The 12,562-nt window shown below is 44.9% G+C and carries 9 protein-coding genes; 7 read left to right on the top strand and 2 right to left on the bottom strand.

Features of this window, described 5'->3' with window-relative positions:
* Window positions 1-3: 3 nt before the first annotated feature.
* Entirely contained in the window at window positions 4-3,024 is a 3,021-nt protein-coding gene (locus tag FK220_RS14990) for a SusC/RagA family TonB-linked outer membrane protein (protein ID WP_152575151.1), read from the bottom strand.
* Window positions 3,025-3,382: 358 nt separating this feature from the next.
* Between FK220_RS14990 and FK220_RS14995 the strand changes: the two genes are divergently transcribed.
* The 7 genes from FK220_RS14995 to FK220_RS15025 all read left to right on the top strand — a co-directional run bounded on the left by FK220_RS14995 (window position 3,383) and on the right by FK220_RS15025 (window position 12,001).
* Entirely contained in the window at window positions 3,383-4,408 is a 1,026-nt protein-coding gene (locus tag FK220_RS14995) for a LacI family DNA-binding transcriptional regulator (protein WP_152575152.1), read from the top strand.
* An 18-nt stretch (window positions 4,409-4,426) separates the two neighbouring features.
* A complete protein-coding gene (gene pgmB / locus FK220_RS15000; protein WP_152575153.1) occupies window positions 4,427-5,083 on the top strand; it encodes a beta-phosphoglucomutase in 657 nt (218 codons plus the stop codon).
* 81 nt (window positions 5,084-5,164) lie between these two features.
* The gene (locus FK220_RS15005; RefSeq protein WP_152575154.1) at window positions 5,165-7,471 is read left to right on the top strand and encodes a glycoside hydrolase family 65 protein; all 2,307 of its coding nucleotides are present in this window, start codon (window positions 5,165-5,167) and stop codon (window positions 7,469-7,471) included.
* Window positions 7,472-7,475: 4 nt separating this feature from the next.
* Window positions 7,476-9,341: an alpha-amylase family glycosyl hydrolase gene (locus tag FK220_RS15010; protein WP_152575155.1), complete on the top strand. Its 1,866-nt coding sequence runs from the start codon at window positions 7,476-7,478 to the stop codon at window positions 9,339-9,341.
* A 61-nt stretch (window positions 9,342-9,402) separates the two neighbouring features.
* On the top strand, window positions 9,403-10,098 hold the full coding sequence (locus FK220_RS15015; protein WP_152575156.1) for a glycerophosphodiester phosphodiesterase: 696 nt from the start codon (window positions 9,403-9,405) through the stop codon (window positions 10,096-10,098).
* The gene (locus tag FK220_RS15020; RefSeq protein WP_152575157.1) at window positions 10,098-11,378 is read left to right on the top strand and encodes a BaiN/RdsA family NAD(P)/FAD-dependent oxidoreductase; all 1,281 of its coding nucleotides are present in this window, start codon (window positions 10,098-10,100) and stop codon (window positions 11,376-11,378) included. The genes FK220_RS15015 and FK220_RS15020 overlap by 1 nt, the downstream gene beginning before the upstream one ends.
* A 62-nt stretch (window positions 11,379-11,440) precedes the next feature.
* Window positions 11,441-12,001 carry a DUF1697 domain-containing protein gene (locus tag FK220_RS15025; protein ID WP_152575158.1) on the top strand — a complete coding sequence of 187 codons (561 nt, stop codon included), beginning with the start codon at window positions 11,441-11,443 and terminating at the stop codon, window positions 11,999-12,001.
* A gap of 66 nt (window positions 12,002-12,067) precedes the next feature.
* Here the strand turns inward: FK220_RS15025 and FK220_RS15030 are convergent, their stop codons facing one another.
* On the bottom strand, window positions 12,068-12,541 hold the full coding sequence (locus tag FK220_RS15030; RefSeq protein WP_152575159.1) for a TspO/MBR family protein: 474 nt from the start codon (window positions 12,539-12,541) through the stop codon (window positions 12,068-12,070).
* Window positions 12,542-12,562 lie beyond the last annotated feature (21 nt).

Genomic DNA, 12,562 nt, shown 5'->3' on the forward strand with positions numbered 1-12,562 from the left:
TTTTTAAAAGTTAACATTTAAACCAAAGGTTATGGTTGTAGCGGTATAGTAAGCTTCCCTTCGTTCGATACCTGGTATCAAAACATTTGGCTGTGACTGACTTACCGTTTGGTTTGGATTATTACCTCGAAGGTTACTCAACCCTAAACCGCCATCTTGGAGGGCAGGATCTGGATCGACCCCATCGTAGCCAGTGATGGTAAAAAGATTTTGTGCGGCAAGCGAAAGTCGTAATCCCTTGATATAACTGTCTTCGTTTAAATCAAAGTTATAACCAATAGACATATTATCCAAACGGAGGAAATCGGCTTTTTCTACATAATAATCGCTAAACTGGGCCGTCTTGATATTCGGGTTGGCGTTGGCGGTGTTTACAAAGTTGTAAGATGCCTGTGAGCCGATGATAGGCTCATAGAACGCCCGGAAACTATTCACTAGGCTATGGCCCAATACGGCGCGGAAAAATACATTGGCGTCCCATTTGCCAAAAGTCACTTGGTTGGTCCAACCTATTTCCAAATCCGGCAGGCCGGTACCCAAGACAGCGAAGTCGGCATTCGGGTCCAAGGCACTTCCTTGCCCTGCGATTACCTCACCGTCGCCATTGATATCGCTCAAAATGGGTGTGCCAGCAGCGTCAACATTGCCGGACCATACTGGACCCCAGATTTGTCCGATTTCCTCACCTTCCCTTACAAGGATAACATTGGTGTTGTTTTGTCCGGGTGCTCCAAGATTGCCCAGTACCTGATCACCTTGCGGGTTTTCCTCCAAGACGTTTTTGTTGTGCGTAAGGATAACCCCCGTATTGTAGGTCAAATTGTCTTTTTTTATCAAGTCATAATTGGCGGCAAATTCGATACCTTTAACATCAACAATACCAGAATTTTCCCAACGTTGGCTGAAACCGTTGTTTTCTGCTGCGTCTACGTTGGCCAAGATGATGAAGTCTTTGATGTCCCTGGAGAACAAATCGAGTGTTGCTCCAAAACGATCCGTAGCAAATTCGAAACCAAGGTTGATTTCAGATTTTTCCTCCCATTTCAAATCAGGGTTGGCGGCCCGCCCTTGATCTTGTGTGGTTGCGGCACCACTCTGGCCGTCCGCCCCATTCTGTACGTTAAATATCTGTCGATACAAACCTACTTCTGGAGGAATAGATCCTGTGACCCCCCACCCCAAACGGGCTTTAAGAAGGTTTACATTATCCAATTGTAAATATTTATTTAAATCGGCACCGACCGCTACCGCAGGGAATATACCCCACTGGTTTTCCGAACCAAAACGGCTTGAACCTTCCCGGCTCAGAGCGGCATTCAAATAAATGGCGTCATCAAAGGTGGCGTTTACCCGGCCGAAGAAACGGATAATGCGATCCCCGTCCTGTCTTTCACTGTTGGCAACGATTCGACCACCTTCCAACAAATCTTGGGCCACTTGAATGTTATTGCTAAAATCAAAATCCACTCCTGGAGGGAAATCACCTATCTGGAAGTAGTTGTTGTTATAATCAGTCTCTTGAAAAGAATACCCACCTGTAACCGTTAAACCGACCAAGTCACCAATTTGCCCTGTGTAGGTAGCATAGGTTTCAAACAATTGGAAATCCTCTTCTTCCGTAAAAAAGTCGGCACGACCGCGGCGCGTAGGGCTCAAAGCGTTTCCACGCCATAGACCTGTAGTTGGGTAGTACTGGTTTCTATTGTTCTTCCTGTCCTGCTCGGCGTAATTAACGTTGAGGGCAAGAGCATCTGAAATGCGATAGTTCAAATTAATATTGTAATTCAAGGTGGTGGAAGAACCATCGTTCCGGTTTAGCTCCGCAATGGCCACCGGGTTAAAACTGTCGAACAATCCCAGGGTTTCAAAATAGCCCCCGAATTGTGCCGAATTAAAGGGAAAAGGTGCATCATCCCCAAAAACGGGAGCGGTCGGATTGTAAAGGGTAGCATACCGAAAGGCCTCGTTAAAATTAAACTGCGTATCCCTCGTCGTAAAGGCCGTGTTTACGGTCACTTTTAATTTATCATCAAACAACCTTCCTGTGAAATTGGTCCTGAAGTTGGCTTGCTGGAACCCGGAATTAATCAGAATATTATCCGTATCCCTAAAGTTGGCTGCGATGCGGTAGGTCATGTCGTCGGTACCACCGGCAGCAGAAATATTATGTACTTGGGCAACGCCGGTCTGAGTAATTTCATCCCTCCAATCGGTGTCACTCCCTAAATCATTCCCTCCGGCCGCAAGAAATTCTCCGCGATCCATAATTTCAATTTGGTTGGCAATGCTTTGAACACCAATTTGACCATTGTAGCCCACTTGTAAAGGCTGTCCACTTTTTCCCGATTTCGTGGTAATCACGATTACACCGGCAGAGGCTCTGGAACCGTAAATGGCCGCTGCAGACCCATCCTTCAACACCGTTATGTTCTCAATATCGGAAGGGTCGACACTGTTAAGTGAGCCTCCAAGAATTCCATCGATTACAACTAGAGGTTGCTGGTTACCACCTACTGTAGAGATACCTCTCAAGCGGATTACAGGATCGGCGTTGGGGTTTCCACCTCGGTTGACCACGCTCAGCCCTGCAACCTTACCTTGTAAGAGCTGGGTAGGTTCTTGCACGACCCCTTGGTTAAAGTCTTCGACACCCACACTGACTACCGCGGTAGTAATCTCCTTTTTCGCTTGGCTACCGTATCCTACGATGACCACCTCGTCCAAGGCCTGGGCATCTTCCTGCATGACCACATCGATGGTCGTTTGCCCTGCAACGGGGACTTCCTGGGTGCTGTACCCTATGTAGCTAAAGACCAAAACAGCATCTTCGTCCAAACCGGATATGGTGTAGTTGCCATCAAAGTCGGTTTGGGTTCCGTTGGTTGTTCCCTTTACTACCACACTGGCGCCCGGTAGGGGTCCTGAGGCATCGGAAACTGTACCGGATACTTCCTGTGCTTGAGAAAAAGCAAAGCACAAAAAAGTGCCTACTATCATCAAGCTTCTTAAGAGTGTAATCTTCATAAACAGTTAATTTAAAGTTGAGTTAATTTCGATTCGATTTAATTTTAAGAGTTAAAAATATGTAAATTCTATGTTAATCTCCGAGTTGTACCAGTTTCAAAAGTTACGCAAACGGTTTCGTGTTAATAACTTTCTGAAAATAGCACAATAGTAACTTACAATCGTATAAAATGCATTTTTCGCATTTTTAATAACTTTTCGTTGCCCGATTGAGAATACGTCACAAATATAGTATTTTTTATCATTGTTAAAAGTTTTCACATATTGGTCTGGTTCACTGCATACGGAAGTGTTAAAAGATGCCAATAACGATTAAATGGTTAATTTTACTTTTGAGGCATATTATTAAAGGGAAAGTTTGAAACAGAAAATCACACTGAAGCACATTGCAAGGGAGTTGGAGGTTTCCATATCTACCGTTTCAAAAGCACTCAAGAATAGTGAGGAAATAGGAAGGGACACCAAGGAGAAGGTACAGGCATTTGCCAAGCTTTACAACTACAAGCCAAATAATATCGCCATTAGTCTTAAAAACAAACGCACCAAGAACATTGGGGTCATTATTCCGGATATCGTGCATCACTTCTTTACGACCGTATTCAGAGGTATCGAAAAATACGCCAATGCGCACGGCTACAACGTGATTGTCTGTGTTTCCGACGAATCGTTTGACAAGGAAGTGATCAATATGGAACTGCTGGCCAATGGAAGTATCGATGGTTTCATTATGTCGTTATCAGCCGAAACCCAACAAAAAAACGATTTTAATCATTTGAAGGAAGTCACTGAACAAGGTATTCCACTCGTGCTTTTTGACAGGGTCACCGAAGAAATAGATTGCGACAAAGTGGTTATCAATGATATGGAAATTGCCTATCGGGCTGTGGATAAGCTGATCAAGACCGGCAGAAAACGGATTGCCCTGGTCACCACGGAGAATTATTTTAACGTCAGTAAGAAACGCGCCGAAGGATACCAAAAAGCATTGGAGGATAATGGGCTGAAAATGGAAGAACGCTTGGTGCTTAAACTTCCCTACACTGAAGTGAACGACGAGATGATAACCAAATTTTTCGATACGAATGAAATTGATGCAGTCCTCTGCGTAAACGAGCTCTTTGCAATTCTTTGCATGCGTTTGGCGCAGAAGAAGGGCCTCCGCATTCCGGAGGATATCTCATTTATCGGTTTTACCAATGGCATTCTTTCAAGATACGCTACCCCAACCCTCACAACTGTGGAGCAGCATGGCGAGAAAATGGGACAGATTGCGGCCGAAATGTTGATAAAAAAAATTGAAAGTGAGATAGACGAAGAGGAAGAGACGTACCGTACGGAGGTAATAGAGGCTACACTAATAGAAAGGGAATCTACTCCCAATTGATCAATTTAATCGTAGAGGATGAACAAAACCGGATTTATATTCGATTTAGATGGCGTTATTGTCGACACTGCTAAATATCATTATTTGGCATGGAAAAAGCTGGCCAATGAATTGGGAATCGACTTCACCGAGGAAGACAACGAAAATTTTAAGGGCGTTAGTCGCAAGCGCTGTCTGGAAATCTTATTGGAGATGGGTGGCCTCTCTGTTTCCCAAGAGCAATTCGATGCTTGGCTGGTCGAGAAGAACGAAGACTACTTGGAATATATTTCAGGCATGGATGAAACCGAAATTCTTCCCGATGTTACCAAAGTACTCGATTATCTGAAAACCAATAAGGTTCCAATGGCTTTGGGCTCGGCAAGCAAAAATGCGCGACCGATTTTGGAAAAGGTAAAGCTTTTACCTTATTTTGACGCAGTGGTCGATGGGAATTCTGTCACCAAGGCCAAGCCTGATCCGGAAGTATTCCTAATCGCTTCCGAACTTTTGGGTGTGAATGCCAAAAACTGCGTTGTTTTCGAAGATGCGGTTGCCGGTATCGCTGCCGCCAACACGGCTGAAATGACCAGTGTTGGAATCGGGGAAGAACAGGTGCTTTCAGAAGCGGACTATAATTTTGCCGATTTCACCAAAATCGATTTGAAGTTTTTGGATACCTTAATTAAAGATTAACGACTAAATAGCTAGCGTAACCATTTAAGTATTTTTCAGCGAAGCGGTCTTACTACTTTGCTCTTTTATCTAACTGAAAATATGAATCAAGACTATATACAACCAGACCCTTGGAGTATTATCGAGGAAGGTTTCGACAAAGAACAGGTAAAATCTTCCGAAAGTTTATTCAGCATTGGTAACGGAGCCATGGGGCAGCGGGCCAATTTTGAGGAGCATTATTCAGGAGACACGTTTCAAGGAAGCTATATCGCCGGAGTGTATTATCCCGACAAAACCCGAGTAGGATGGTGGAAAAATGGCTACCCCGAATATTTTGCCAAAGTATTGAACGCGCCCAATTGGATCGGAATCAATGTGACGGTCAACGGAGAACCCCTCGATCTGAACACCTGCAAGGAGGTAACCGATTTTCGACGGGAACTCAATATGCGGGAAGGCTGGTACCGGCGAAGTTTTAAGGCTACCCTGCCCAATGGGGTCGAGGTCCGAATAAATGTCACCCGGTTTCTTAGTTTGGACTTTGACGAGGCTGGGATAATCCGATACGAAGTCACCCCGATAAATGCACAAGCGGAAATTAAATTTGAGCCTTATTTGGATAGTGGAATCAAAAACCATGACACGAATTGGGACGATAAATTTTGGAATACCACCAACGTGATATCGGATGGAGGCCAAGCCTTTATCGAGGCACACACTATGAAGACCCATTTCGATACCTGCACGTTTATGGAGTCCGAACTGTACCATAATGGCGAAAAGTTAGATGTGGCCCCCGCTGCGACTACGAGTGAACTATTCGTAGGTCATGAATACATACAAAAGGCCGACAAAGGGGAGACCTTGGCACTCCATAAATTTGGTGGTTACACCGTTTCCCGTAATCATAAAGCGGATGGGTTGATCACTGCCGCCAAAAAAGTCCTTAAAAAGGTTACCGATTTCGGTTTTGATGAACTCTTGGATAGGCAGAAAGATGCTTGGGCCAAAATTTGGGAAATGAGCGATATCACAATTGACGGGGATGTAAAGGCCCAACAGGGTATCCGATTTAATATCTTTCAATTGAACCAGACCTATCTAGGAACCGATAGTCGCTTAAATATTGGTCCCAAGGGTTTTACCGGGGAAAAATACGGGGGTAGTACTTATTGGGATACCGAGGCTTACTGTATCCCGTTTTATATGGCCACCAAAGATCAGGTAGTAGCCCGAAAATTACTGAAATATCGTTATAATCATTTGGGGAAGGCCATTGAAAATGCTGAAAAACTGGGTTTTTCAAACGGGGCGGCACTCTATCCCATGGTTACGATGAACGGTGAGGAATGCCATAACGAATGGGAAATCACTTTTGAGGAAATTCATCGAAACGGAGCGATTGCGTTTGCAATCTATAATTATTATCGTTTTACAGGCGACTATAGCTACATACCGGAGATGGGCTTGGAGGTCTTGATAGGGATTGCCCGTTTTTGGAATCAACGAGCTACCTTTTCAACCCAAAAAAACCAATATGTAATCCTGGGGGTTACAGGACCCAACGAATACGAAAACAACGTCAACAATAACTGGTATACCAACTATATTGCCAAATGGTGTATCGATTACACTGTGGAACAACTGCAAAAGGTAAAGGACGGCTATCCTGAAGATTATGGTCGTATTATCGGAAAAACCAAGTTAACCGATGCCGAGACCGAACAATGGCAGATAGTTGCTTCCAACCTGTATTTCCCAAAATCCGAAAAACTGGGAATTTTTTTACAGCAAGACGGTTTTCTAGATAAGGAATTGATTACAGTGGCCGATTTGGATAAGAAGCAACGCCCCATCAACCAAAAATGGAGCTGGGACCGCATCTTGCGTTCCCCTTACATAAAACAAGCCGATGTGCTACAAGGATTCTATTTCTTTGAAGACCATTTTACCATCGAGGAATTGGAGAAACATTTCGATTTTTACGAGCCTTTTACCGTTCACGAATCATCCCTTTCTCCCTGTGTACACAGTATTCAGGCTGCCAAATTGGATAGAATGGACCAGGCCTATACCTTTTATCTAAGGACTTCCCGGCTCGATTTGGACGATTATAACAAAGAGGTTGAAGAGGGACTGCACATCACCTCGATGGCCGGCACCTGGATGAGTATTGTGGAAGGTTTTGGTGGGATGCGCGTCATTGACGACAAACTGTCGTTTACCCCGAGAATACCGGATCAATGGAAATCGTACTCGTTCAAGATAAATTTCAGGAACCGGATTCTAAAGGTTACAGTTGACCAGGAGGGAAGCAAATTCAAACTGGAAGGAAAAGAGGAAATGTCGATTCGGGTCAATGGCAACCGCCTTGTATTGAATCCCGGAAGCGAAACAACTGCTTAATAAGATGTCCGCCAGAAGGTTTGGTTTAGTGGTTTTTGGCTGTACGGTTCTTTTGGCCTGTAAGACCGAACCCAAAAACATAGAAGAAAAGCGCTACGTGAAAAAGAAAGAAGTAGTTTACCAGGTTTTTACCCGACTATTCGGCAATACCAATACCACCAATAGACCATGGGGTACCATTCAGGAAAACGGAGTGGGCAAGTTTTCGGACTTTTCAGTAAAAGCGTTACGCGAGATCAAGGATTTGGGCGTAACCTATATCTGGTACACCGGCGTTCCCCATCACGCAGTGGTTACCGACTACACGGCATATGGTATTTCACAGGACGATCCCGATGTAGTAAAAGGAAGGGCCGGTTCCCCTTATGCAGTGAAGGACTACTACAATGTGAATCCAGATTTGGCGGAGAAGCCCAAGGAACGTTTAGAGGAGTTTAAACAGTTGGTCCATCGCACCCATAAGGTGGGGCTCAAACTGTTGATCGACATCGTCCCGAATCATGTAGCCCGTAACTACGAAGGCGGTAGCACTCCGGAAGGTCAAAAGCCTTTTGGGGCGAACGACGACACTTCGGTCGAATACGCCAGGGAGAATAATTTCTACTATATTCCCGATACAGCTTTCCAAGTACCACAATGGGAAAACGGATATGTGCCATTGGGGGGTCAGAACCACGAACTTGTTGATGGGAAGTTCAATGAGAATCCCGCTAAATGGACCGGCAACGGATCGAGGCTCGCCAGACCCCAGATGAACGATTGGTATGAGACGGTTAAAATCAACTATGGGGTTCGGCCCGATGGATCATATGATTTCGATAGGCTTCCACAGGGTTTTGATGCGGTCGACTATTCGGGACATTACGAATTCTGGTCCGATAAAAATATACCGGACTCTTGGATCAAGTTTAAGGATATTGCGCTGTATTGGCTCGAAATGGGTGTTGATGGCTTTCGTTTCGATATGGCCGAAATGGTACCGGTCGAATTTTGGAGTTACATGAATTCCCATATTAAAAGGAAAAATCCGGAGGCATTCCTGTTGGCCGAAGTTTACAATCCAGGTCTGTATCGGGATTATATTTACAAGGGTAAAATGGATTACCTCTACGACAAGGTCGAGATGTACGATTCGCTGAAGCATATTATACAGGGCCATGGGTGGACAGACCATATTCCTGTTGTTAAACAGGGCACCTGGGATATCGAACATCATTTGCTGCACTTCTTGGAGAACCATGACGAGCAGCGTATCGCCAGTCCGGATTTTGCAGGTGATGCCTTAAAGGGAAAACCGGCCATGGTAGTTTCCGCTACCATGACCTCGGCCCCTGTCATGATCTATTTTGGGCAGGAAGTAGGGGAGCCTGGCGCGGAGAACGCGGGTTATGGCCAACCCACCCGTACCTCTATCTTCGATTATATCGGAGTACCCCATCATCAGCGCTGGGTCAATGACAAAAAATTTGATGGCGGCCAATTAAAAAGAGAGGAAAAAGCGCTTCGGGACTTTTATAAAAGATTGCTCAACTTTACCATCCAGAGCGACGCCTTGATGGGTAATTACGAGGACATTCATTTTTATAACAAGGAACATACGCCGGGTTACGACCATCGGGTACTTTCCTTCGTACGATGGTCCGACCGGGAAAGATTAATTGTGGTTTCCAATTTTGATACGAACAAGTCCTATGACCTTGAGTTGAAGGTACCCAATGAAATTATAGAAAAATGGAAGCTTTCCGAGGGTGCACACCCCTTAAGGGATGCCCTTTATGGCGATGAAAATACCCTCAAAGTCCATAATGGGAGAGGGGAATTGGCAATCTCGTTAAATCCATTGGAATCGTTTATTTTTGTCCTAAAATAAAGAAGAAATGGGTAAAAATTGTGCAATAGTGTTGGCATTGTTCTTCACAATATACGGTTGTATGGATGAAAAAAAACCACTAGTAATCGGGCACCGCGGGGCAATGGGCCATGAAACGGAAAATTCGCTGGCCTCGATACAAAAGGCAATGGACTTAGGGGTAGACGCCATCGAAATCGACGTATTCCAAATCACCAGTGGCGAAACCGTGGTGTTCCATGATGAACGTGTAGATCGCCTCACTAATGGAGCGGGAAGAATCGAGGAGTATAACCTCTCCGACATGAAAAAACTACGATTGGATGGAGGGCATAAAATTCCGATCCTTCAACAAGTATTGAAACTAGTCGACAACAAAGTACGATTGAATATAGAATTGAAAGGTACAGGAACTGCGAATAGGGTAAATTTTATCACCGATTATTATATTAAAGAGCGTGGTTGGTCGCCAGAAAACTTCTTGATATCCAGCTTCAACTGGGATGAGCTTAGGGAAATGAGAAAATTCAATCCTAATATTGCAATAGCAGTACTCACCGAAGGGGATCCCTTGGAGGCCATTCCTGTGGCAAAAGAACTGAAGGCGGAAGCTATTAACCCAAACATTAAACGTTTGAATCTTGAGATAGCCAATCAGATCAGGGATGCCGGTTTCAAAATCTACACATGGACGGTGAACGATCCCAACGATATCAATATGGCTAAAAGATGGGCTGTTGACGGAATCATCACGGACTACCCAGAACGTGTCCGGTGATGTTCGATGTCATCGTTATTGGGGGTGGCGCAGCGGGCTTTTACGCTGCCATCCATATAGCCGAGGCCAATTCCAGGCTAAAGGTGGCCATACTGGAACGTGGCAAGGAGGTACTGTCCAAGGTGAAGGTCAGTGGTGGTGGGCGATGCAATGTAACCCACGCCGAGTTTGACCCTAGCGAATTGGTAAAAAATTATCCAAGGGGTCAAAAAGAACTGCTCGGACCTTTCCACACCCATTGTAGCGGGGATACCGTTGCCTTTTTTGAGCGAAGAGGTATTTCCCTTAAAATTGAGGAGGATGGTAGAATGTTTCCCGTATCCGATACTTCCCAGACCATCATCGATTGTTTTTTAGCGGAGGCAGGCCGTTTTGGCGTGAAAGTATTAAAACATAGTTCTGTAAATGATATCAGACAAGTTAAGGACTCATCAAAAGTTGCTTTATGGGAGGTCGTTTCGATAAAACATAGCTACACTGCAAGAAAAGTCTTAGTCGCAACGGGAAGCAATCCTAAGATTTGGAAGCTGCTCGAAAATCTAGGACACACCATCGAACCACCGACGCCATCTTTGTTTACCTTCAATATTAAAGATGAGCGAATCAATGGTATTCCCGGTTTGAGTACCAAGGCGAGGGTCGAAATCTTGGCCAAGCGCATCTTCAATCCAAAAATAACCATCAAACTAAGAAGCCAGAAAGCAACAGAAACCCTAATGTCGGCCGAAGGCCCAGTTTTGGTTACCCATTGGGGGTTGAGCGGTCCGGCCATCCTAAAGTTATCGGCATGGGGAGCTAAATTGTTACATGATTTCAACTATCGATTCAAAATTAGGGTGAATTGGTTGCCGGATTTTAACCAAGGTTCGGTACTCCCCTATTTGATGGAGATAAAGGAGGTGGAGGCGAGAAAAACAATACTTCGAACCAAGGCGGTCGACGTGCCAAGGCGTTTATGGACCAATTTGGTACGGGCTTCAGGTCTGGAAGAGACTACCAAATGGGCCGATGTCAACAAAATTCAATTACAGAATTTAGCCGATCAGCTGACCGCTTGCGAATTTCAGGTCGATGGAAAGAGTACCTTCAAGGAAGAGTTCGTGACCGCGGGAGGGGTGGACCTAAAAGAGATCAATTTCAAGACGATGGAAAGTAAATTGCTTCCCAACCTTTATCTTGCAGGAGAGGTCATCAATGTAGATGCGATAACGGGCGGCTTCAATTTTCAAAATGCGTGGACCAGTGGTTATATCGCGGCCAAAGCAATCATCGAAAAGTAGCAACCTATCTATAGAATCAAACCAAGCATGCCGGCAAGTCGATTCTCGTAAATTATCCTACTATGCAGGAAACAATAAAGTACATCGCTTTGCTCCGGGGAATCAACGTAAGCGGGCAAAAGAAAATCAAGATGGTCGATTTGCGCGAAATGATGCAGCAGTTGGGTTTTGATAAGGTACAGACCTATATTCAAAGTGGTAACATTTTATTTGAAGCTGCAGACCCGGACCCCGCTAGCGTGGCGGAAAAAATCGGCACAGCCATCACCAAGACCTTTGGTTTCGACGTTCCGGTTCTCGTAAAGACCCGAAAAGACATAGAGGGAATCATCGATCAAAACCCTTTTAAAAACCCGGAGGATTTGCAGGCCAATCGTATTTACTATGTCCTCCTAAAGGATGTCCCAGAGCCGGCTTTGGTCGAAGCATTCCGACAAGAAACCTATCCGAACGAAAAGTTTTTTGTCTCCGAAGAGTGTGTGTATCTCTGTTGCCTAAAAGGATACGGCCAGGCTAAGTTGAATAACAATCTCTTGGAACGGAAGCTTAAAATCGGGGCGACCACTAGAAACCATGGTACGATGATGAAATTACTGGAGATGTCTTCGAGCCAACAGAGATAGGAATGTGGTTGCGTACCAAATACATCGTGCACTTGGGGATTACCGAACTATTGGTCTATCTTGAAATTAGTTGAGCTCCCAAATCTTATAGTTCAATGCGGTGGCGAAACAGACCCATAGAAGATAGGGCACCATCAACAAGGCCGCAACCTTGCTCACTACTCTGAACCAACGGATCGTGAGCAAAATTAATATCAAAAGGGTAATGATGACCATCAAAGCCCAAAACGGCTCGCGTAATCCAAAAAAAACGATGCTCCATGCAGCGTTCAGAAGTAGCTGAAATCCAAAATGATAGAGTGCCGTCTTTACCCATAAATGATAGAACCCCTTGGCCCAAACGATTCCTGCCGCCACGCCCATCATGATGTAGAGAACGGTCCATACGGGTGCAAACAACCAGTTGGGCGGATTAAATCCAGGCTTGTTCAAACCCGTGTACCAGGTATTAACCGAACTTTGGGTGGCGAAACCGGAGAGAATGCCGATGACAATGCAAATACCGACGGCGATAGCGATATAGGTCAGTTTTTTTTTCAAGAGGTTGGAGTATTTCCCCTA

This window comes from Pelagihabitans pacificus, from assembly GCF_009371985.2.
Classification (GTDB): Bacteria; Bacteroidota; Bacteroidia; order Flavobacteriales; family Flavobacteriaceae; genus Pelagihabitans; species Pelagihabitans pacificus.